Genomic DNA, 22,177 nt, shown 5'->3' with positions numbered 1-22,177 from the left:
ACACGGTTTCGTACGTCTCTTGCGTACGACTCTGAAGATACCCCGAGAGTCAACGAAACGAAACCGTTTCGTACGTGTTCTGGGTCACGGGTACGTCCTTACGAGTTGCCGGGGCCCGCCGAGCGGAAAAGCATGGGTAGGTGAGCGACGAGCACGAGCAGGCGACCACCGAAGAGCACGCGACCACCGACGGGCCGGCGATCACCGACGAGAACGTGACCACCAACGGGCTGACGATCACCGAAGAGACCGTGATCACCGACGAGAACGCGACCGGCACGGAGCACGCACCCGGATACCTGCGCTTCCCGCACCTCAGCGGCGATCTGCTGTGCTTCGCGGCAGAGGACGACCTGTGGCTGGCCCCCCTCGACGGGCCCGGCCGCGCCTGGCGGGTCACCGTGGACCGCACCAAGGTCGGCCACCCCCGCTTCTCCCCCGACGGCCGCCACATCGCGTACACGAGCTGGCGCAGCTTCGTCCCGGAGATCCATCTGGCGCCGGTGGCCGGCGGTCCCGCCAAGCGGCTCACCTACTGGGGCAGCGCGGACACCCAGGTCTGCGGCTGGTCCCCCGACGGCGACATCCTCGCTGTCGCCTCGCACGGCGAGCCCTTCTCGTACTTCACCTGGGCCTACAAGGTCCCCACCAACGGCGACCCGGGCGGCAAGATGCCCTGGGGCCCGGTCTCGCACATCGCCACCGCCGACATCGACGGCGAGCGCAAGACCCTGCTGCTCACCGGCACCCCGCCGCACGAGCCGGCCGCCTGGAAGCGGTACCGGGGCGGCGCGATGGGCCGGCTCTGGATGCACGGTCAGCAGCTGCTCGCCGGCCTCGAGGGCCACCTCGCCTGCCCCATGTTCGTCCGCGACCGCATCGCCTTCCTCTCCGACCACGAGGGCATCGGGAACCTCTACTCGTGCGCGTACGACGGCTCCGACCTGCGCCGGCACACCGACCACGACGCCTTCTACGCCCGGCACGCCTCCAGCGACGGCACCCGGGTCGTCTACCAGTGCGCGGGCGACCTGTGGATCGTCGACGACCTGTCCCCGGAGTCGATCCCGCGCCGCCTCGACATCCGCCTGGGCGGGCCGCGCGCGGGACGCCGTACGTACCAGGTGCCGGCCACCCAGAACGTCGACGGCATCTCCGTGGACGAGACGGGCCGCGCCAGCGCCGTCGTCGTACGCGGCAGCCTGTACTGGCTCACCCACCGCGACGGCCCCGCCCGCACGATCACGGACACCCCAGGCGTACGGGTCCGGCTCCCCGAGATGCTCGGCTCGGGCGGTCAGGTCGCCTACGTCACGGACGCCGAGGGCGAGGACGCCGTCGAGATCGCCTTCCTGCCGCGCGCCACCGGCGACCGCGTGCCGCGCCGGCTTGCCTCCGGGGAGCTGGGCCGCGTACAGGAGCTGGTGTCGGACCCGCCGGGCGAGCGCCTCGCGATCGCCTCGAACGACGGACGGCTGCTGCTGCTCGACGCGAGCGAGGAGTCTGGGGGCACCTCCCGGACGGAGTCTGGGGGAGGCGAGGTCACGGAACTCATTCGGTCCATCAACGGGCCGGTGAGGGATCTGGCCTTCTCACCGGACGGGGCATGGCTGGCGTGGTCGCACCCAGGCATCGGCCGCTCCCTGCGCCAGATCAAGATGGCGCGGATAAAGGACCGCCTGATCGTCGACGTCACCAACGGGCGCTTCGAGGACGAGAACCCTGTGTTCACCCGGGACGGCCGCTATCTGGCCTTCCTTTCCTGGCGCGGCTTCGACCCGGTGTACGACGTGCACACCGGGGACCTTTCCTTCCCGCTCGGCTGCAGGCCCTATCTGGTGCCGCTGTCCTCGGCTACACCCTCCCCCTTCGCGCTGAACCCCGAGGGGCGTCCGGTCGCCGGGGGCCTGGACCCGATCGAGGACGAGGCGGGCGACAGCGGCATGGCGACCGTCGAACTCGAAGGCCTGGAGAGCCGGGTGACCCCCTTCCCGGTCACCGCCTCCAAGTACTCGGCGCTGCACCCGGTCGCGGGCGGCGGCCTGGTCTGGCTGCGCTGGCCGATCTCGGGCGCGCTGGGCGAGACCTTCGTGAACCCGGCCGACCTGTCGGGCCGCCCGACCCTCGAATACTTCAACCTCGGCAAGGCGAAGAAGTCCGAACTCGTCGAGCATCTGGACTGGTTCGCGGTGAGCGGCGACGGCACCCGGCTGGTCGTCGTGGACGAGGGCGATCTGCGCGCCGTCCCGTCCACCGAGTCCGGCGACGGCGACACCACGGTCTGGATCGACCTGCGCCGCATCCTGCACACAGTGGACCCGCCCGCCGAATGGCGCCAGGCCTACGCGGAGGCGGGCCGCATCATCCGGGACTACTTCTGGGAACCCCACATGTGCGGCATCGACTGGGACGCAGTGCTCGCGCAGTACCGTCCCCTGGTCGAGCGGGTCGCGTCACCGGACGAGTTCGCGGACCTGCTGCGCGAGGTGCTGGGCGAACTGGGCACGTCCCACGCGTACGTCTCCGCCGCCCGCCGCAACGAGGGGCCGCCCCACTACCAGCGCCTGCAGGGCCTCCTGGGCGCCAACTTCGTCCGCCGGGACGGCGGTTGGATGCTCAAGCGGATCCTCCCCGGCGATTCGTCCGACTCCAAGGCCCGCTCTCCGCTGGCCGGTACGGGGATCCGCGAGGGTGCGGTGCTCACCCACGTCGACGGCCGTCCCGTGAACCCTGTGACGGGCCCGTATCCCCTACTGGCCGGCGCGGGCGGTACGACGGTGGAGCTGACCTTCACCCCGGCGGAGGGCGAGGGCCGGTCACGCCGTGTCGCGGTGGTGCCCCTGATCGACGAGCGGCCCCTTCGCTACCAGGACTGGGTGGCCAAACGTCGCGAAGTGGTAAGGGAGTTGAGCCACGGCATGTGCGGGTATCTGCACATCCCCGACATGGGCGGCTCGGGCTGGGCCCAGTTCAACCGCGACCTGCGCATGGAGGTGTCCCGGCCCGCCCTGATCGTCGACGTACGCGGCAACGCGGGCGGCCACATCAGCGAGCTCGTCATCGAAAAGCTGACGCGCAGGATCCTGGGCTGGGACCTGACACGCAACGCCCAGCCGGTGTCGTACGCGTCGAACGCGCCGCGGGGTCCTGTGGTCGCCCTGGCGGACGAGGCGACCTCGTCGGACGGCGACATGATCACGGCGGCGTTCAAGCTGTTGAAGCTGGGCCCGGTGATCGGCCAGCGCACCTGGGGCGGCGTCGTCGGCATGACCGGCCGCCACCGCCTCGGCGACGGCACGGTGATCACGGTCCCCATGAACGCGGCCTGGTTCGACGCGTACGGCTGGTCCATCGAAAACCGTGGCGTCATCCCGGACCTGGAGATCCTCCGCACCCCCCTCGACTGGGCCGAGGGCCGCCACGCCCAACTCGACGACGCCATCCAACTGGCGCTCGACCTCCTGAAGACCAACCCGGCGGCATCCCCACCGGACTACTCACAGGTCCCGGACAGAACGAGACCGAAACTCCCGCCGCGGCCGACGGACTAGCCGTTGGCGCACAGCCTGCAGCGCAGGGCACCCGGGCCGGCGGCAGCCAACGCAACGCAAGAATGGGGTGCCCTCCGTCAAGAGGGCACCCCATCCCGGGTAAAGCCGGCGCAGCCAGGCGCAACGATCAGACGTCGTAGTCCTGGTCGAAGCGGTCCTGGGCCTCGCGCTGAATGCGCTCGTCCTCACGCTGGTTCTGCGAAGGCTGGTTCTTCGAAGGCTGGTTCTGCGAGCGCTGGTTCTGGGAGGAACGCTCCCGCGTCCCTTCCTTGGCGTCGCCCATCTTCTTCTTGGCCTGCTTCATCTGCTCGGCCTTGTCCTGGTACTGGTCCTTCATGCCCATGAGGTTTCACTCCCATAGTGGGTGAGGGGATTGGGCCTCGACCAGACTTACACGAGGGGACAAAGCACGCATTTCGATCAGTGACTCACGGTGAGCCGCGCCGCATGACTCAAGGTGAAGTGCCCTGCCGCTGCTGCTCGTCGGCGGCCCCGCCGGCCCCGACCAGCCCCGTACGCACGCTCGCGAGCCGCGGCTCGAACCGCCGCATCTCGCGCTGCCCGACCGCCCCGATGATCCCGGGCAGATATCCGCGCACGCCCTGCATCCCCCGCAGCCACCACTGCGCGTAGACATGACTCGACCGCCGCTCGATCCCGGCGACGATCCGGTCGACCGCGGGACCCAGCGGATACGTCTTGTTGGACGGCCACGGCAGCCGCTGCCGCAGTTCGCGCATCACCTCGTCCTGGTCGGCGCCCCGCACCATGTCCGTGTCGGTCCACGAGAGATACCCGACCCCGACGCGCACGCCCTTGTAGCCGACCTCGGCGCGCAGGCTGTGCGCGTACGCCTCCACGCCCGACTTGGACGCGCAGTACGCGGTCATCATCGGCGCCGGAGTGATGGCGGCGAGCGAGGCGATCTGCAGCAGATACCCCCGGCTCTCCATCAGCACGGGCAGGAACGCCCGCGCCGTGACCGCCGACCCGATCAGATTGACCTCGATGACGCGCCGCCAGGCGACCGGATCGGAGTCCACGAAAGGCCCGCCGCTGGCCACGCCCGCGTTGGCGACGACGATGTCGACCTTCCCGAACCGCTGCTTGATCTCCTCGGCGACCCGCGCCATCGCCTCGTGGTCGGTGACGTCGGCGTACCAGTGGTCACTGTCGCTGTGCAGCCGTTCCGAGACCTGCTTGAGCGCGTCCGCCTCCAGGCCGACGAGCGCGACCTTGGCGCCGCGCGCGGAGAGCTTGCGGGCGAGGAGTTCACCGACGCCCCGCGCCGCGCCCGTGACGACCGCGACCTGTCCTTCCAGGCTCACCCTGCTCATGCGCCCTCCTTGATCTCTACGGCTTCCGGTGCCCCCGAGGCGTATGTGGTGACGAGTTCGCGTATGCGCGAGGTCACCAGCTCGGGCGCCTCCACCGGTGTCATGTGTCCGAGCCCCGGCAACTCGGTGATCCCGACGCAGTTCGGCAGCGTGGCGACCAGGGCGCGCGCGTGCACGACCGGCGTCAACCGGTCCGCCGTCCCGGCGACGACCGCCGTCGGCACCCGCAACTCTCGTACGCCGTCGTCGAGATCGAGCAGTTCGAGCACGACCGACCACGCGTACCGCACCTTGCGCGGACAGGCGTGCACGATCCGCGCGCACGCCTCGACCATGCCCGGCGACGAACCGGGGCCCATCGTCGCGTACTTGAGGATCCGCCTGGCGAGCGGCGTGACCGGCCCGAGCGGTGCGCGCGATCCAAGGACGGACTTGGTGATACGGGTCCGCAGCCGCCCAGCGCGCATCGGCACCACGCGCGCCTCCGCGACCAACCGCGAGCTCCCCGTGCTGCACAGCAGCGCGGCCGCCGCGTGCTCCCGGAAGCGCGCCCGGGCCGAGGCGGCCATGAGCGTCATGCCGCCCATGGAGTGCCCCACGAGCACGGCCTTCTCGCCGGGCGCGAGCGTGGCCGCGAGCACGGCCTCCAGGTCGTCGGCGAGCGCCTCGGTGCCGCACGTGGCGCTCGCCGGGCTGCGCCCGTGCCCGCGCTGGTCGTACGCGATGACCCGGTGGTCGGCGGCGAGGTCCCGTATCTGCGCCGCCCAGAAGGCGGTCGAGCAGGTCCAGCCGTGCGCGAGGACGACCGCGGGCGCGTTCTCGGGCCCGTGCACCTCGACGTGCAGTCGCGCGCCGTCGGCGGAGACGGCGGTCAGCTCGCGCGCGGGCGCGGGCGGCGCGTACGCCCCGTGCGCCACATGCATCAGTCGGCTCATGCTTCGGCCTCCACCCTCTTCTTGGTACGGGACTTGGTCGGGGACTTGGCGGGGGATGTGCCATCGGCCGGTGCCTTCGGCGCCCGCACGACCTCGTACTCCCCCAGGTCCACGCGCCGGGTGGCCGTTCGGAACTCGCTCGTCGTGCCCGGCCAGATGGTGGTGTTCACGCCGTTGGCGTCGAGGTACCAGCTGGTGCAGCCACCGGTGTTCCACACCGTGCGCTTCATGCGCTCCTGGACCTTGTGGTTCCAGGCGTCCACGGCGGCGGGGCGCGCGTCGAGGGCCGCACGCCCTCCGAGCACGTCCAACTGCCGTACGAAGTCGGCCATGTAGTTCAGCTGGGACTCGATCATCAGGATCATCGACGAGTTCCCGAGGCCGGTGTTGGGCCCGATGATCGTCATCCAGTTGGGGAAGCCGGCCGCGGTCGCCCCGCGCAGCGACTTCATACCCGTCCGCCACACCTCGGCGAGCGTCTCGCCCTCCGCCCCGACGACCCGTTCCGCGATCGGCATGTCGGTGACGTGGAAGCCCGTGCCGAAGACGATCGCGTCGACCTCGGCGGTGCTGCCGTCGGCGGCGACGAGGGTGGAGCCGTCGATCTTGGCGAGCCCGGAGGCCACCACGTCCACATTCGGCTGCGTGAGCGCCGGGTAGTACGTGTTGGACAGCAGGATCCGCTTGCAGCCGATCCGGTAGTCGGGGGTCAGCTTCTTGCGAAGCTCCGGATCCTTGACGGCGCGGGCGATGTTCCGCTTGGCCAGCTGCTCCACCATGCCGAGCTCGTTGGGCCGCTTGGTGAACGCCTGGACCTGCAACTCCCGGATGCCCCACAGGAGTCCGCGCCGGGCCTGCGTGGTGAAAGGCAGTTGGCGATGGATCCAGCGCTCGGCGCCACTGATGGCCCGGTCGACGCGCGGCATCACCCACGGCGGAGTGCGCTGGAAGAGGGTGAGCCTGGCGACCTCCGGCTGGATGGACGGCACGATCTGGATGGCCGACGCCCCCGTGCCGATCATGGCGACGCGCTTGCCGCGCAGGTCGTAGTCGTGGTCCCAGCGGGCCGAGTGGAAGACCTTGCCGGGGAAGGTGTCGATCCCCGGGACGTCCGGGACCTTGGGGTCGGAGAGCGGCCCGGTGGCGGAGACGACGACATCCGCCGTGAGGAACCCGCTACTGGTCTCGATCCCCCAGCGCAGCTTCTCCGCGTCCCAGGTCATCATCTTCACTTCGGTGTCGAAGCGCAGATGCGACCGCAGCCGGAAGACGTCCGCCACATGCTCCAGGTACGCGCGGATGTGCTCCTGCCCGGAGAAGGTGCGCGGCCAGTCGGGGTTGGGCGCGAACGAGAACGAGTACAGGTGGGACGGTACGTCGCAGGCGCACCCGGGGTAGCTGTTGTCCCGCCAGGTGCCGCCCACGCTGTCGCCTCGCTCCAGGACGACGAAGTCGGTGACCCCTTCGCGGCGCAGCCGCACGGCGGCTCCCAGACCGCCGAACCCGGTCCCGATCACCGCCACTCGTACATGCTCGTGCTCGGTCATCCCGACGCCTCCCTAGCCGCACGACCCTGCCAGTGAACACTGGCGCAATGGGGAGAGTAGAGCAGCCGCGTACTGATGGGTAGGGGTCGCGACCGGGAAAGTTACCCGGGGTACGACGTAGGGTGCGCACGTGGCGGAGAAGCGTGAGTACCGGATGGAGGAGCTGGCCAAGGAGGCCGGCATCACCGTGCGCACCCTGCGCTTCTACCGGGAGCGCAAGCTCATACCGCCGCCCCGCCGCGAGGGCCGTATCGCCTGGTACGACGACACACACCTGGCCCGCCTGCGCACGATCTCGGCACTGCTCGAACGCGGCCACACCCTGAGCGGCATCGCCGAACTGGCCGAGGCCTTCGACCACGGGCGCGACGTGGGCGAACTGCTGGGCCTGGGCGAGCCCACCGAGGAAACCCCCGTCCGCCTCTCCCCCGAGGAACTGGCCGACGTCTTCGCGGGCCAGGCGACCCCGGAGAACCTCGCCGCCGCGCTCGACCTCGGCTACCTCGGCACCGACGGCGGCGAGATCGTGCACATCAGCCGCCGCCTGCTCGACGTCTCGGCGGCTCTGGTCCGCGAGGGCATCCCGCTCGCGGACGTCCTGACGGCCGCCCGGCGCGTACGCGATCACGCCGACGCGCTCGCCGAGCTCTTCACCACCCTCGTCCTCACCGAGGACCGCACGACCGAGGACCTCCAGCGCCTGCGCCCGCTGGCGAAGAGCGTGGTGGAGGCGGAGCTGTCGATGGCGCTGGACCGGCGACTACGGGATCAGAGGTCGTAGACCACGGTCACGGGCGCATGGTCGGACCAGCGCTCCCCGTGCGTGGCCGCGCGCTCCACGAACCCCTTGACCGCCTTGCCCGCGAGCCCCGGCGTGGCGACCTGGTAGTCGATGCGCCAGCCGGTGTCGTTGTCGAAGGCCCGGCCGCGGTACGACCACCACGAGTACGGCCCTTCGACGTCCGGGTGCAGCGCGCGCACGACATCGACGTATCCGCCGTCACCCGCGTCGAAGACCTGCCCCATCCACGCCCGCTCCTCGGGCAGGAAGCCGGAGTTCTTCTTGTTGCCGCGCCAGTTCTTGAGGTCGGCCTCCTGGTGGGCGATGTTCCAGTCGCCGCACACGACGACCTCACGCCCGTCGGCGGCGGCCCGCTCGCGCAGCCCCTTCAGATGGGCGAGGAACTCCCCCATGAACCGGACCTTCTCGTCCTGCCGCTCGGTCCCGACCTCACCGGAGGGCAGATAGAGGCTGGCGACGGTGACACCGGGCAGGTCGGCCTCGACGTAGCGCCCACTGGAGTCGAACTCCTCGGACCCGAAACCGACCCGCACACGATCCGGCTCACGCCGTGTGTAAAGGGACACACCCGCGCGCCCCTTGGCGGCGGCGGGAGCGTGCACGACATGCCACCCCGCCGGTTTGAGAACCTCCTCCGGCAGCTGCTGGGGCTCGGCCCGCACCTCCTGAAGGCACAGCACGTCCGCGGAGGTCCCCGCGAGCCACTCCACGAAGCCCTTCTTCGCGGCGGCCCGGAGTCCGTTCACATTCACAGAGGTCACAGTCAGCACCCGGGGCACGATACTTAATCGGTACCGCCGATCCGAACCCGATCGGCACCGCCCACTGAATGCATAGATGTACGATAGGACGCATGAATATCCGCCCGGTCCCCTTCGACCACCCCGACGCCGTCAAGCTCAACGACCAGGTGCAGGCCGAATACGCCGAGCGCTACGAGGACGAGGGTGACGTCACCCCCCTCGCCCCGTCGATGTTCGCCCCACCGCTCGGGCTCTACCTGATCGCGTACGACGAGTGGGACCGCCCGGTCGCCACGGGCGGCTGGCGCACCCAGGACGAGAACGACGAGGGCTACTCGGACGGCGACGCCGAGCTCAAGCGCATGTACGTGATCCCCGAGGCCCGCGGTCTGGGCCTCGCCCGCCGCATCCTGGCCGCCCTCGAGTCCGACGCCCGTGCGGCCGGCCGCACCCGCATGGTCCTGGAAACCGGGTCCAAGCAGCCCGAGGCGGTCGCCCTCTACGCGTCGAGCGACTACGCGCCCTGCGCCAAGTTCGGCCACTACCGCTTCCACGAACTGAGCCTGTGCTACGCCAAGGCGCTGTAGATGTCCGATCGTGGCGGCGACCATACGAGGGCACCCCTCGGCCAAGACCGAACCGAAGGTCACCAGCCTCCACGCGCTACCCCGCGACCTGGCCCTCGCCGCCCTCCCGGGCCTCTTCATGACCGGTGTCGGCCAAGGGAATTGAGCCCTTCCACGCCCCCTGGTCGTCTCCCGGAAGGCGGTTGATGCGGTACACGTCCGGGACGCACAGATTGAGGACGGCAGCGGCGACGATGAGACCGGCGCACGCCATGAGCACCGTCCGGTTGTCCCACGCGTGGACGGCGAGAGCGGTGATCAGGTAGCCGAAGGGAATGGCGAGGAGTTCCCCGACGCTGTTGAACGCGCTCATGCGTCCCAACTCGGTTTGGGGCACGTGTTGCTGGAAGGCCGTGGTCCACGCGACGATCGCGACATCGAGCCCGATCCCCGCGAGCAGGGCGGCGAGCAGCACGCAGGGCAGCGGCAGCCCCCACCCCATGGCGACCAGGGGCAGCGCGAGGGCGGAACTGGTCGCGACGGCCACGGCCAGCAACCGGTGCGGGCGCCAGCGCAGGCACACCAGTGTCCCGGCCAGCAGCCCCGACGCGAAGGCAGCCTGGACCAGCCCCCAGTCCCGTGCGCCCGCGTACCGCTCCGCGGCGACGACCGGCCCGAGGAGCTGGAAGCCGGCCAACCACGCGGCGACGAGGAGGGTTCCGGCGGCCGTGTAGGTCCACAGCCAGGTGCGCGACCAGAAACCGGTCCACCCCGCTCGCAGATCGCTGAGCGCGCTGTCGGCAGTGAGCGGAGCGTCCAGGCGCAGGCCGAGCAGCAGCAGGGCCGCGGCGGCGAAGGTGAGCGCGTCCCAGGCCAGGGCCCAGGACGGACCGGCGGCCGCGACGACGAGTCCACCGATGACGGGGCCGAGTACCTTGACCGCGTTGCTCGGGAGTCTGAGCAGGGCATTGGCCTGCTGCAGGTGCTCCCGGGGAATGATCTGGCCCACGGCGCCCTGAGCGGCGGGCATCGTGAAGGCCACCGCCGTTCCCGAGGCGAAGCCGCAGACCGCGATGGAGGTTGTCGTCGCGTGGCCGGTGGCGACGGTCGCCGCCAACGTCCCCTGGGCCGCGGCCGCCAGCAGGTTGCCGAGGAAGAGAATCCGGCTCCGGGACAGACGGTCCGCGAGGACTCCGCCCGCGAGGAGGAAGACGACGGTCGGAACGGTGTTCGTGGCGAGCACAAGGCCGAGGGCCCCGGCGCCGCCGCCCTGCTCGATCACGGAATAGGCGAGCGCGAGAGGCGCCATCGCGGACCCGGTGACCGAGATCAGGTTGGCCAGCACGAATCGGCGGAAGGCCGGGATCCTCAGTGGCGCCATACGCGTCGTCGCCAAGTCCGCTGCGGTCTCCATGCTCTCCCTCGTGCTCGGCGCAGCGAGCACCCTACGGCAACGACCGCAGGTCGGGCGCGAGTTGTCGGCAGCCCGGGAGAACAAGGATCCCGCCCGATCAATCAGATCGGACGGGATCTCGTCAACTGCCCCCGAGTCACCTCAAGAACAGCCGCTGCGTGGACCTGAGGGGATGTGAACCCCTGGCCCCCTCGATGCGAACTACGGGCGCGACGGTCGCTGAGGTTTGCCGAGCACGTCAGACGGTCACCCGAGACCGGTGATGGTCAGAGGTGGTTGCGGTGGTTGCTGTACTTCTCTGCTGTACAGCACTCGTGGCGGCTACCGAATCAGGAGCGTGGGGCGAGTTGGGGCCTGACCTGGGGCATGTCGGCTTCGACAGTCGGCGACTCAGTTCCCCCCTGGCTCCCTGCCTGATCTGGCGCAGCCGTGGCACGGGCACATCTGATCCTTAGGCGTGTGCACCCCGATGTGACAGCCGCCGACCACGTCAGGAATCCGGGATACATGAATTGGGCTGTCTGTATGGTTCGGCCGCTCGTCCGGCCGAGCCCCGATGGCGGGGGGCCAAGGCCGACTTGAGGATGCTGCTGGTGGCCAATGCGCCGTCAGCCGAGCACTGCCCTGGCGGCAGTCCCGCGGCCTCAGGACCTTCTGGAGCACGAGACGCAGCAACAAGGAGATGCGCGATGCCCCCTACGCCGGACGAGTCCCCCCATAGACGTACGAGCAAGCGACGAGATCAGGTACGTCCCGGACGACGCACACGGGTCGTTGGGGCCCTGGCGGTGCTGTTCACAGCGCTGCTGCCCCTCGCCACTCCCCACGCCTCAGCAGCGCTGGAGCAGTCCCTCTCCTGGCCCCGATGCCACACCTCCCATGTCGGGCTCCGATGCCAGACCGCCTATGTGACGAACATCGACGATGACAATGTGTCGGTGATCGACACCAACACGAATCAGGTGGTCGGGTCCCCCATTGCCGTCGGTGACCGCCCGGTCGGTGTGGCGGTGGACACGACGCGTGCTCGCGCCTACGTGGCCAACTTCGGCGACGACAACGTGTCGGTGATCAACACCAACACCCATCAGGTGGTCGGGTCCCCCATTGCCGTCGGTGACGGCCCGTTCGCGGTGGCGGTGGACACAACCCGTGCTCGCGCCTACGTGACCAACGCCAGCGCCGGCACCGTGTCGGTGATCGACACCAGCACCAACCAGGTGGTCGGGGCACCCATCGTCGTCGGTACCCAGCCGCGCGCGGTGGGGGTGGACCCGGCTCGTGCCCGCGCCTACGTGGCCAACTTCTCTGACAACAATGTGTCGGTGATCGACACCAGCACCAACCAGGTAGGCGGCTCGCCCATCACCGTCGGCAACGGCCCGATCGGTGTGGCGGTGGACCAGCGACGTGCCCGCGCCTACGTGACCAACTTCAGCGACGACAACGTGTCGGTGATCGACACCAGCTCCAACCAGGTAGTCGGCTCACCCATCACCGTCGCCGATGGCCCGGTCGGTGTGGCGGTGGACCAGCGACGTGCCCGCGCCTACGTGGCGAATCGCAACTCGGACAACGTGTCGTTGATCAACACTAGCGGAGTGATCGGGTCCCCTATTCCCGCAGGAGACGGCCCCACCGGTGTGGCGGTGCACCCGCGCCTCGCCCGGGCCTACGTGACCAACCTCTTCAACGCCACCGTGTCGGTGATCAACACGGGAAACAACCGGGTCATCGCCACTATTGCCGTCGGCAGCGGCCCGACCGGAGTCGCCGCCTTCTGACAACCGCAGCAGACATAGGCACATCTCACCTCACCCGGCAGAGACTGATCAGGTTCTGCCGGGTGAGCCTTGTCCCCGCATCCGTCGGGTGTGGCTCCCTGGCCGACTTCGGCTCAGCGTAATGGACCAACCCGAGCGCTGCCTCGGTCGCGTACCCCGCGGTCTGCAAGCGGGGCGACCGCCCCAGCCAGAGAGGGGTTCTTCCACTCTCAAGGTCGCGTCCGCCGTCCGGCCGGTGGCCTGGTGCGGGATCAGCGGGCCGTACGAACGTCTGCGCATCTGGCAGCGTCGGCCCGTACACCACCGCCACCACGATCCGGCCTCTCGCGGTAGCACAAAGCGTCTTTGACCTGCTCCGTTGGGGATCACCTTGTGTCCCTGTGCCCGTGTTGTGTTTTGGCCGCTGCGTGTGGCGACGGGCGGACGGCGCGCCGCAGCCGGTGGCGTAGACATGGAGGCAGCGGGGCGGCCGACCGGCGCCGCCCGGCTGTGCGCGGCCATCGATCCATGATCGACCTGACGGTGTCAGGCAGCCGGGCGGAAAAGGGTGCGCAGGTGGCCCCGGACAGGGGCGTCGGGGTCTGACTGCTGTGGTGGTTTTCCCCATCCGAGGCCGGATCGTGGTGACGGTGCTGTGCGGGCCGGAAGCGGCCGTTGATGCGCCTGGGCGGAGTCTGCGGCGGTCGGGTTGGCGATGATCGATGAGTACTGCTAGCCGCCGGACGAGCGAGCGCAGCGAGCCTTGATGATGTAGGGAAAGTCTGACCGCGCTCAGCGTTCGGGCGTTGTCCGGTCCCGGGAGATGCTTGACACTTCGATCCCAGATCTCCTCACCGCCGCGATCCGCGCCGCCGCCGTCCACCCGTACGCGACGGTCACCGTGCCCACTGCTGGGGACCACCCAGAGCGCACCTTCCAGTGGGGCACACAGCTCGACATCCGACCCGTGAGGGCGTTCGGGGACGGCTCGGACATCACAGAGCAGGCCGTCGCCTCCTACGTCGCCAAGTACGCGACCAAGGCGGCCGAGAACACGGGCACCCTGGACCGCCCCATCGGCAACCGCGAAGCCGCCGTGCTGCTCGCCGTGCCCGACCATGCCAGCCGCCTATAGAGGCCTGCTTCGACCTCGAACCCCTCTACCCGGACCGGCGGTTACGGGCCTGGGCCCACATGCTCGGCTTTCGCGGCCACTTCTCGTCGAAGTCCCACCGCTACTCGACCACCCTCGGCGCGCTCCGTCAGACCCGCGCCGACTACCGCGCCACCCAAGAGCGCGAAGCTCGCGGCCTCGACGACTGCGAGCCGGACACCGTCCTGATCCTGGCGAGCTGGTAGTACGCAGGACACGGCCACACACCCGGCGAATCGATCCTTGCCGCGACCATCGCCCGCGACCTCCAACTCAACCGCGAAACCGCTCGCGAAGCCCTGCAAGACCAACTCGCCCTGGAAGGAGCCGAAGCATGACCACCACAGTGATCCAGCGAAAGTGGTACACGACGCGCGAGGTCGCCGACATGCTCGGCTACGGCCTCTCCAAGACCAAGATGCTGGTCCTCACCGGAGAGATCCGCTCCGTCAAGGACGGCCGTAATCGCCGCATCCTGCCTCGCTGGGTCGATGAGTACGTCGAACGTCGCGCACAGGAAGCCGAAGCGAAGTGGTCCGCATGAGCGGCAAGCGCGGCAACGGAGAGGGTTCGATCTACCCGTACAAGAACGGCTTCGCCGCGTACGCCTGGGTCGACACCCCGGAAGGCAAGCGCAAGCGGAAGTACGTCTACGGCAAGACCCGTGAAGAGGTCCACGACAAGTGGATCAAACTGCACGCGGAAGCCAAGGAAGGGCCGGTGGCGACGTCTTCGCCGTCGCTGGCGCAGTACCTCACGCGGTGGCTCCGGGAGGTAGTAGAGCCCGATCTGAAGCCCAAGACGGCGGAGACCTACGCGATGCACGTCCGGCTCTACATAGTGCCGGGACTCGGCTCGAAGCGGCTCGACAAGCTCACCGTGCGGGACGTCCGGAGCTGGTCAACGCCCTGTTGGAGCAGTGCCAGTGCTGCGCTCAAGGCCTGGACGCCAAGCGGGACACGCCGCGCTGCTGCGCCGTCGGCGACTGCTGCGAGCGCATCCCGTCGCGTCGCACAGTGCAGGACGCGCGCGCCGTGCTGCGGTCCGCCTTGACCAACGCGATGGCGGAAGAGCTTATTTCGAAGAACGTCGCGGCCCTGGTGAAGGTTCGGTCGGCACGCAAGACGAAGCGGCACCCATGGTCAGTGGAAGAGGCCCGACAGTTCCTAGAAGCGGCCAGCACCGCCCATGATCCGCTGTATGCCGCATACGTGCTCATCCTGGTCCTGGGCTTCCGACGCGGCGAAGTACTGGGCCTCACCTGGGAGAACGTGAACGTGGACGCCGGAGAGATCACGGTGCAGATGCAGCTACAGCGCATCAACCGGCGCTTGGTCCATGACGAGACCAAGACCGAGGCGTCAACGGCCACGCTTCCCCTCCCCCAGATCTCCGTGACGGCTCTCCAACTCCGCAGGAAGGAACAAGAGCTGGCCAAGCAAGCCGCCGGTGAGCTGTGGACCGACTCCGATTTCGTGTTCACCACGCGCTGCACACCGTTCGAACCGCGCAACTTCAACCGCCGGTTCGGCGACCGGTCGGCCAGGGCGGGTGTCCGCCGGATCCGGCTGCACGACACTCGGCACACCTGCGGCTCTCTGCTCGCCGCCCTCGACGTCCACCCCCGGGTCGCGATGCAGATACTCCGGCACAGCAAGATCGCGGTGACGATGGAGGTCTACACGCACGTGCCGTCAGAGTCGACCCGGCGGGCACTTCGCAAGCTGGGCAAGCACCTTGGGAAGCAAGATCGAAAGTAGTTGCTGCACTTCGCTGCTGTACGGCATGCCAAAGCCCCTGTCGGTGATTACCAACAGGGGCTTTGAGCTGCGTGGACCTGAGGGGATTTGAACCCCTGGCCCCCTCGATGCGAACGAGGTGCGCTACCGGACTGCGCCACAGGCCCTTGCAACGAGTGAAACTCTAGCATCCCCATCGAGGTGCTCGGAAATCCGTTCCTGGCTGGTCAGCCGGGGGCTCCCGAGCCCCCGTCGTCACGCCCGTCACTCGTTGGCCGCGCGCGGCCGTTCCCCGTCCTCGTACTGGTCGAAGAGCGGCGTACGACCGCGCTCGCGGGCGCGCCGGGCGGACGCGGCGCGACGCGCGTCACTGCGGCCGTCGTCGCCGGCCTCCGCCTCGTCGGACGGCTCCTCGGCGGCCGGCTGGGCCTCCGGCGTGGACGGTTCCACGGCGCTGGAGCGCGCGGAGCTCCACGCGTCCGGCGCCCCCAGGTCGACGCTGGGCGTGGCCCGGGGCGCGACCGGCGCGGTCACGTACGTCGGCAGCGGAACCGGCACCGGGTCCCAGCTGTCGCCCTGGCCGGGACCGCGCTGGCGCTCGCGCTGCTGGTCGACCCACTCCGCGTGATCGGTCTGCTCGACGAGCGCGCGGCGGTCGGCCGCCAGCGCGGAGACTCCGGGGTCGGCCGCCGGCTCCGGTCCCTCGTCCGGCTCGTCGGCTCCGGGGTCGACGGTCGGTCGCCGGCGCGGCTGCCGCTCCCGCAGCCGCTGCGCCGCGGCCTCGGCCCGGCGCCGGTCCATCGTGTAGGTGAAGCGGCGCCGCTCCTGGGCCCGCAGATACACGATGTACGCGCTCAGCATCACCGCGGGCACGCCGGGCGCCCACAGGAAGGCGAGCCCACCCACGGCCGCCACGATCGCGCCGAGTGTGAAGGCGAGGAAGAGCATCACCGTCGTACGCCGTCGGCGCGCGAGCGCCTTCGAGCGCCGGGCACGCGCTGCGGCCTCCGCCGAGGAACCACGCCGCGCGGCCGGCACACGCCGGGACGCGGGCTTGGCGGACGGCTTCGGCGCGGAGGTGGCCGACTGCTGGGTTACGGACTTGGCCGACTGCTGCGGTACGGACTTGGCCGCCTGCTGGGGTACGGGTCTGGCGGCGCCCGGGGCCTCGTGCGCAGCCCCCTGCCTGGCGCCCGCCGGAGGCGCCGTCTCCGAGTGCGCCGGGGACGACTGCTGAACCCGCTCCTGCACCTGCGGCCGGTGCTGGACCTGCGCCTGCGGCCGGGTCGGAGGCATGGCGAAGGCCCGGACGTCCACCGAATCGGTGACGCCGTCCGGGTCGGCGCTGAACTCCCCCTCCTCGGCGGAGCGCGCCCGCAGGTCCTTGGCGTACCGGCGCTCCATACCCGCCCGTCCGGACAGCAGCCGGATGGCGGTGCTGAAGCGTTCCGTCGGACGGGCTTCGTTCAGCTCGTCCTGCCTACGGAGCCACATCGGCACCAAGTAGGCGGCCCAGGCCCCGACGATGACTGCGTAGATGAGGCCGCTGCTGCTCACGTCTCACACGGTAGAGGGGTTTGCGTGAGGCCATCTGCCAATTGAGCCGGTGTGTCGCACGATCTGGCTGATATTTCGAGCTTTTTTTGTGACCGATGCGATCAGCAGGCCGCCGGGACCGTGAATTCAATGACCGGAGACGGACTCAAGGCGATCGCCGATCGGTCAATTTCGAACATCTATTCAATTAGCCGGCGTTCCCCGGCTTGCTCTGATTTTGCGAGCCCGCCTGCTCCGATCCCACCTGCTCCGAGCGGGTCTGCGCCGAGCGCGCCCGGCGCCAACGTCCGAGCAGCCCTTCGGGCACCTCTTCGGCGGTGAGCGCGTACACGAGATGGTCGCGCCAGGCCCCGTCGATGTGGAGATAACGTGGCCGAAGCCCTTCCTCACGGAATCCGAGTTTCTCCACGACCCGGCGGCTCGGCCCGTTCTCGGGGCGAATACAGACTTCGATGCGGTGCAGTCCGACGGTGCGGAAGCAGTGGTCGGTCACCAGCGCCACGGCCGTCGGCATCACTCCGCGGCCCGCGACCCCCTGGTCCACCCAGTAGCCGATGTGCCCGGAACACATAGATCCCCAGGTGATCCCGGCAACCGTCAGCTGCCCGACGAGCCGGCCCTGGTACTCGATCACGAAGGGCAGCATCCGGCCCGCGTTGGCCTCGGCGCGCAGATGCCGGACCATCTGGCGGTAGGTCGGCCGGTGCGCGATCGGGCCGCTGGGGGTGGGCGGCGGGATGGTCGCCTCCCACGGCCGCAGCCAGTCCCGGTTGCGCCGGTTGACCTCGCGCCAGGCCCGCTGGTCGCGCAGCTTTATGGGCCGGAGGACGACATCGCCGTCCACCAGCTCGACGGGCCAGGATGGGCTGTTCAGCTCGCACCCCCACTGCCATGGGGTCTGGCGTGGTCGCCGCCGCGGATCTGGTCGACGGCGTGGATCAAAAGGGGCTCCAGGACGGCGAGGCCGTCCTTCACCCCGCCGGTGGAGCCCGGCAGGTTGACGATCAGCGTCCGTCCTGCGACTCCGGCGAGCCCCCGGGACAGCGCCGCCGTCGGGACCTTCTCTCTTCCGAACGCCCTGATGGCCTCGGGAATGCCCGGCACCTCGTGGTCGAGCACCCGCCGGGTCGCCTCGGGCGTCCGGTCGGTCGGCGAGATCCCCGTACCACCGGTGGTCACGATGACGTCGTACCCGGCGTCGGTGCCCGCGCGCAGGGCGGCCTCGACCGGGTCGCCGTCGGGGACGACCTGCGGCCCGTCCACCGCGAAGCCGAACCTCGCGAGCCCCTCGGCGATCAGGGGACCGCCCTTGTCCTCGTACACCCCGGCGGCGGCGCGGTTGGAGGCCGTGACCACCAGGGCTCGATACGACGATGCCGTCATGCCCGGCTCCAGTCGCCCGACTTCCCGCCCGTCTTCTCTTCCACCCTCACGTCCGTGATGACCGCCCCCTTGTCGACCGCCTTCACCATGTCGATCACGGTGAGGGCCGCCACGCTGACCGCGGTGAGGGCTTCCATCTCCACGCCCGTACGGTCGGTGGTCTTCACGGTGGCGAGGATCTCGACGGCGTCGTCCGCGACCGACAGATCAATCTTGACACCCGACACCGACAACGGGTGGCACAGCGGAATCAGGTCCGGCGTGCGCTTGGCGCCCATGATGCCCGCGATGCGCGCGGTGGCGAGGGCATCGCCCTTGGGAACCCCCTCGCCGCGCAGCAGCTCAATGACACGGGGTGAGACCAGGACGCGTCCGCTGGCACGGGCGGTGCGCGCGGTCACGTCCTTCCCGGATACGTCGACCATGCGGGCGGCGCCCGCCTCGTCGATGTGCGTCAGTCGGTCCTGCGTGCTCATGTGCGTGGGCGCTCCCGGTCCGGGCCTGTCGCGGTACGGCGCGTGGGCCTGTTGTGCGCGACACGGTACCGCCAACTCGGGGTGCTCAGCCGAGCAGGACCCTCTCGGGCCCCGGCCGCTCAGCCGAGCAGGACCACCTCGACGTCCGCGCCGGGCTCGACCGACGTGTCGTCCTCGGGCACGACGATCAGCGCGTCGGCGTGCGCGAGCGCCGCGACCAGGTGTGATCCGGCGCCGCCGACGGGCGCCACCTCGCCCTCCGCGTACGTCCCCCGCAGGAACTGCCGGCGGCCCGCGGGCGAGGTCAGCGCCTTGTCCGCCTTCAGCGTCGCCCTGGTCGTGGGCCGGTGGACGTCCTTCAGACCCATCAGGGTGCGGATCGCGGGGCGCACGAACAGCTCGAAGGAGACGTACGACGACACGGGGTTGCCCGGGAGCGCGAGCAGCGGGGTGTGGTCGGGGCCGATGGTGCCGAAGCCCTGGGGCTTGCCGGGCTGCATGGCGAGCTTGCGGAACTCGATGCCACTGCCCGCCTGGTCCTCGTCGCCCACGGAGGACAGCGCCTCCTTGACGACGTCGTACGCGCCGACGCTCACACCGCCCGTCGTGACCAGCATGTCCGCGCGGATGAGCTGGTCCTCGATGGTGGCCCGAAGCGTCTCGGCGTCGTCGGCGACCGCGCCCACGCGGTAGCCGATGGCACCTGCGTCGCGGGCGGCGGCGCAGAGGGCGAAGCTGTTGGAGTCATAGATCTGGCCGGCGCCCAACTTCTCGTCGGGCTGAACCAGTTCGCTGCCGGTGGACAGGACGACCACGCGCGGGCGCGGGCGCACGCGCACGGTGCCGCGGCCGATCGCGGCGAGCAGGCCGATCTGCGGCGGGCCGAGGATGGTGCCGGCTTCGAGGGCGCGGTCACCGGCCTTCACATCGCTGCCCTTCGCGCGCACATGCGCGCGTGCCTCGGCCGGGCGGTGGACCTGCACCTGACCGGAAGCCGCCTCGGGGGCCGCGCTGTGGGCGCGCATCCCGGAGACCGGGCCCTCGCCCAGGCCGCCGTCGGTCCACTCCACGGGCACGACGGCCTCGGCGCCGGGCGGCAGCGGGGCGCCGGTCATGATGCGGGCGGCCTGGCCGGGGCCCACACGGGGCTGCTCGGCCTGGCCGGCCGCGACGTCGCCGACGACCGCCAGAACGGCCGGGTACTCCTCGCTCGCGCCCGCGACATCGGCGATCCGGACCGCGTACCCGTCCATCGAGCTGTTGTCGAACGGTGGCAGGGAGACCGGCACCATGACGTCCTCGACCAGGACGCAGCCCTGGGCGTCGAGGAGTTGCAGCTCGATGGGTTCGAGGGGGCGGACGGTCGCGAGGATGTCCTCCAGGTGGTCGTCCACGGACCAGAGGTGATCCTGGCCGGTGGTGCGGGTCGCGGCGCTGCTCAAAGTCCCTGCATCTCCTCGGCTACGTAACTGCGAAGCCAGGTCCGGAAGTCCGGGCCCAGGTCTTCACGTTCGCACGCGAGTCTGACAATGGCACGCAGGTAGTCGCCACGGTCGCCGGTGTCATAGCGGCGGCCCTTGAAGACGACGCCGTGCACGGGGCCGCCGACCTTCTCCTCGTCGGCGAGCTGCTGGAGAGCGTCTGTGAGCTGGATCTCACCGCCGCGACCCGGTTGGGTCTTGCGTAGTATGTCGAAGATGTGCGGATCGAGGACGTACCGCCCGATGATCGCGTAGTTGCTGGGCGCGTCCACGACGTCCGGCTTCTCGACCAGGCCCGTCACCTTGACCAGGTCGCCCTCGTCGGTGGCCTCGACGGCGGCACACCCGTAGAGGTGGATCTGCTCGGGCGCGACCTCCATGAGCGCGATGACGCTGCCGCCGCGCTGTTCCTGGACCTCGACCATGCGGGCGAGCAGGGGGTCGCGCGGGTCGATCAGGTCGTCACCGAGGAGCACCGCGAAGGGCTCGTGACCGACGTGCGGGGCGGCGCACAGCACGGCGTGACCGAGGCCCTTGGGGTCGCCCTGGCGCACGTAGTGCATGGTGGCGAGGTCGCTGGACTCCTGGACCTTGGCGAGCCGGTCGGCGTCGCCCTTCTTCTGGAGCGCCGATTCGAGCTCGTAGTTGCGGTCGAAGTGGTCCTCGAGGGGGCGCTTGTTGCGGCCCGTGATCATCAGGACGTCGTCAAGACCCGCCGACACGGCCTCTTCGACCACGTACTGGATCGCCGGCTTGTCGACGACCGGCAGCATCTCCTTGGGAGTGGCTTTGGTGGCCGGCAGGAACCGGGTGCCGAGGCCTGCTGCGGGAATGACAGCCTTGCTGATCCTGGGGTGTGACTCAGTCATGCCCGCAACCATAACCGGTGCCTATGTGCGGAATCTGAGGCTCCAGTTAATTCGCTCTCATATGAGCGCATTAGGAAGGGTACGGGAGCAACCTGTGAGTCACCTCGGACGCGAACCGGAGTCTGGCAAGCGAATGTTGCGGCAAGGATTCCTCTCGGTGAGAAAAGGGTTGACGGCCGATGACGTGCGGAAAACGGCCGAGGCCCTGGCCGCCCGTGCCCTGGAGCTGCCCGAACTGGCGCAGGCGCGCACAGTGGCGGCGTACGTCTCCGTAGGGAGCGAGCCTGGCACCCTCGCGCTCCTGGACGCGCTTCGTGCGCGGGGCGTGCGCGTGCTGCTGCCGGTCCTGATGGCGGACAACGACCTGGACTGGGGGGCGTACGCGGGGGATGAGTCCCTCGTACGGGTCCAACACGGGGGAAAGATGGCGCTCTTGGAGCCCGCGGGCGAGCGGCTTGGCCCGGAGGCCGTCCAGGACGCCGACGTCGTTCTGCTGCCCGGTCTCGCCGTCGACGCGCGCGGCATGCGTCTGGGACGCGGCGGGGGCTCCTACGACCGCGTCCTGGCCCGTCTGGAGCGTGCGGGGGCCGATCCGGCCCTGGTGGTGCTCCTGTACGACGCCGAGGTCGTCGAGCGGGTGCCCGAGGAGCCGCACGACCGTCCCGTGCACGCGGTGGTGACCCCCGCCGGCGTGCGCCGCTTCCGGTGACGGCCCCGGGTATGTGAAGTGGGCCCCCCCCCGCGCGTGGGGGGGCACCTCTCCTCCCTCCCCACCACCCGGGGGTCCGGAACAACATTTTGCTCCTCCTCTTTTTGCCAGCCCCCTCCCAGAAGAACCAAGAGAGCAATTTCCCCCTTGCC

The 22,177-nt window shown here is 69.8% G+C and carries 18 protein-coding genes, 1 tRNA gene and 2 pseudogenes; 8 read left to right on the top strand and 13 right to left on the bottom strand.

Translation table 11 applies throughout. From position 1 onward, the window contains the following. Nucleotides 1-251 precede the first annotated feature (251 nt). Nucleotides 252-3,551, top strand: coding sequence for a S41 family peptidase (locus ACZ4RZ_RS25800; RefSeq protein WP_467748231.1), 3,300 nt, complete (start codon nt 252-254; stop codon nt 3,549-3,551). Between the two features lie 127 nt (nt 3,552-3,678). Here ACZ4RZ_RS25800 and ACZ4RZ_RS25795 read toward each other — a convergent pair whose 3' ends face one another. The 4 genes from ACZ4RZ_RS25795 to ACZ4RZ_RS25780 form a co-directional block, all read right to left on the bottom strand. Next, nucleotides 3,679-3,888: a hypothetical protein gene (locus tag ACZ4RZ_RS25795; RefSeq protein WP_467747956.1), complete on the bottom strand. Its 210-nt coding sequence runs from the start codon at nt 3,886-3,888 to the stop codon at nt 3,679-3,681. 115 nt (nt 3,889-4,003) lie between these two features. Beyond that, complete coding sequence (locus tag ACZ4RZ_RS25790) at nt 4,004-4,888, bottom strand: SDR family oxidoreductase (protein ID WP_467747954.1); 885 nt, start codon at nt 4,886-4,888, stop codon at nt 4,004-4,006. Next, a complete protein-coding gene (locus ACZ4RZ_RS25785; protein WP_467747953.1) occupies nt 4,885-5,823 on the bottom strand; it encodes an alpha/beta fold hydrolase in 939 nt (312 codons plus the stop codon). Before ACZ4RZ_RS25785 ends, ACZ4RZ_RS25790 begins: the two co-directional genes overlap by 4 nt. Continuing rightward, nucleotides 5,820-7,370: a flavin-containing monooxygenase gene (locus ACZ4RZ_RS25780; RefSeq protein ID WP_467747951.1), complete on the bottom strand. Its 1,551-nt coding sequence runs from the start codon at nt 7,368-7,370 to the stop codon at nt 5,820-5,822. The genes ACZ4RZ_RS25785 and ACZ4RZ_RS25780 overlap by 4 nt, the downstream gene beginning before the upstream one ends. A 154-nt stretch (nt 7,371-7,524) precedes the next feature. Here ACZ4RZ_RS25780 and ACZ4RZ_RS25775 point away from each other — a divergent pair, with 154 nt between their 5' ends. Further along, on the top strand, nt 7,525-8,151 hold the full coding sequence (locus ACZ4RZ_RS25775; RefSeq protein ID WP_467748229.1) for a MerR family transcriptional regulator: 627 nt from the start codon (nt 7,525-7,527) through the stop codon (nt 8,149-8,151). Here ACZ4RZ_RS25775 and ACZ4RZ_RS25770 read toward each other — a convergent pair. Next, the gene (locus tag ACZ4RZ_RS25770) at nt 8,139-8,942 is read right to left on the bottom strand and encodes an exodeoxyribonuclease III (protein ID WP_467747949.1); all 804 of its coding nucleotides are present in this window, start codon (nt 8,940-8,942) and stop codon (nt 8,139-8,141) included. The genes ACZ4RZ_RS25775 and ACZ4RZ_RS25770 overlap by 13 nt on opposite strands. An 83-nt stretch (nt 8,943-9,025) precedes the next feature. Here ACZ4RZ_RS25770 and ACZ4RZ_RS25765 point away from each other — a divergent pair, with 83 nt between their 5' ends. Continuing rightward, the gene (locus ACZ4RZ_RS25765) at nt 9,026-9,502 is read left to right on the top strand and encodes a GNAT family N-acetyltransferase (RefSeq protein ID WP_467747947.1); all 477 of its coding nucleotides are present in this window, start codon (nt 9,026-9,028) and stop codon (nt 9,500-9,502) included. A 76-nt stretch (nt 9,503-9,578) separates the two neighbouring features. Here ACZ4RZ_RS25765 and ACZ4RZ_RS25760 read toward each other — a convergent pair whose 3' ends face one another. Next, nucleotides 9,579-10,895 (bottom strand): MFS transporter, encoded by a 1,317-nt coding sequence (locus tag ACZ4RZ_RS25760; RefSeq protein ID WP_467747946.1) that lies wholly within the window; start codon nt 10,893-10,895, stop codon nt 9,579-9,581. 908 nt (nt 10,896-11,803) lie between these two features. Here ACZ4RZ_RS25760 and ACZ4RZ_RS25755 point away from each other — a divergent pair. From ACZ4RZ_RS25755 to ACZ4RZ_RS25740, 4 genes and pseudogenes are all read left to right on the top strand, one after another. Beyond that, on the top strand, nt 11,804-12,679 hold the full coding sequence (locus ACZ4RZ_RS25755; protein ID WP_467747944.1) for a beta-propeller fold lactonase family protein: 876 nt from the start codon (nt 11,804-11,806) through the stop codon (nt 12,677-12,679). A gap of 823 nt (nt 12,680-13,502) precedes the next feature. Further along, nucleotides 13,503-14,149: pseudogene (locus ACZ4RZ_RS25750) on the top strand (replication initiator); the annotation flags it as partial. Beyond that, complete coding sequence (locus ACZ4RZ_RS25745) at nt 14,146-14,355, top strand: excisionase family DNA-binding protein (protein ID WP_467747942.1); 210 nt, start codon at nt 14,146-14,148, stop codon at nt 14,353-14,355. The pseudogene ACZ4RZ_RS25750 and the gene ACZ4RZ_RS25745, both read left to right, overlap by 4 nt. Beyond that, a pseudogene (locus ACZ4RZ_RS25740) lies at nt 14,343-15,571 on the top strand (site-specific integrase). The gene ACZ4RZ_RS25745 and the pseudogene ACZ4RZ_RS25740 overlap by 13 nt, the downstream one beginning before the upstream one ends. Before the next feature lie 72 nt (nt 15,572-15,643). On the opposite strand, the gene ACZ4RZ_RS25735 reads toward ACZ4RZ_RS25740, so the two are convergent. The 7 genes from ACZ4RZ_RS25735 to galU all read right to left on the bottom strand — a co-directional run bounded on the left by ACZ4RZ_RS25735 (nt 15,644) and on the right by galU (nt 21,316). Further along, nucleotides 15,644-15,717: transfer RNA gene (locus tag ACZ4RZ_RS25735), tRNA-Ala, on the bottom strand. 97 nt (nt 15,718-15,814) lie between these two features. Continuing rightward, nucleotides 15,815-17,107: a divisome protein SepX/GlpR gene (sepX, locus tag ACZ4RZ_RS25730; protein WP_467747940.1), complete on the bottom strand. Its 1,293-nt coding sequence runs from the start codon at nt 17,105-17,107 to the stop codon at nt 15,815-15,817. A gap of 187 nt (nt 17,108-17,294) precedes the next feature. Next, the gene (locus ACZ4RZ_RS25725) at nt 17,295-17,954 is read right to left on the bottom strand and encodes a GNAT family N-acetyltransferase (protein ID WP_229702951.1); all 660 of its coding nucleotides are present in this window, start codon (nt 17,952-17,954) and stop codon (nt 17,295-17,297) included. A 23-nt stretch (nt 17,955-17,977) separates the two neighbouring features. Beyond that, complete coding sequence (locus tag ACZ4RZ_RS25720) at nt 17,978-18,490, bottom strand: MogA/MoaB family molybdenum cofactor biosynthesis protein (RefSeq protein ID WP_467747938.1); 513 nt, start codon at nt 18,488-18,490, stop codon at nt 17,978-17,980. Beyond that, nucleotides 18,487-18,966, bottom strand: a complete 480-nt coding sequence (gene moaC / locus ACZ4RZ_RS25715; RefSeq protein WP_467747936.1) for a cyclic pyranopterin monophosphate synthase MoaC — start codon at nt 18,964-18,966, stop codon at nt 18,487-18,489. Before moaC ends, ACZ4RZ_RS25720 begins: the two co-directional genes overlap by 4 nt. Nucleotides 18,967-19,085: 119 nt before the next feature. After that, a complete protein-coding gene (gene glp, locus ACZ4RZ_RS25710) occupies nt 19,086-20,408 on the bottom strand; it encodes a molybdotransferase-like divisome protein Glp (RefSeq protein ID WP_467747934.1) in 1,323 nt (440 codons plus the stop codon). Further along, a complete protein-coding gene (gene galU / locus ACZ4RZ_RS25705) occupies nt 20,405-21,316 on the bottom strand; it encodes a UTP--glucose-1-phosphate uridylyltransferase GalU (protein ID WP_467747933.1) in 912 nt (303 codons plus the stop codon). The genes glp and galU overlap by 4 nt, the downstream gene beginning before the upstream one ends. A 133-nt stretch (nt 21,317-21,449) precedes the next feature. Between galU and ACZ4RZ_RS25700 the strand changes: the two genes are divergently transcribed. Continuing rightward, the gene (locus ACZ4RZ_RS25700; protein WP_467747931.1) at nt 21,450-22,025 is read left to right on the top strand and encodes a 5-formyltetrahydrofolate cyclo-ligase; all 576 of its coding nucleotides are present in this window, start codon (nt 21,450-21,452) and stop codon (nt 22,023-22,025) included. Nucleotides 22,026-22,177 lie beyond the last annotated feature (152 nt).

It is taken from the genome of Streptomyces sp. NPDC027189 (assembly GCF_055566975.1).
This window is presented reverse-complemented; position numbering and strand designations above follow the sequence as displayed.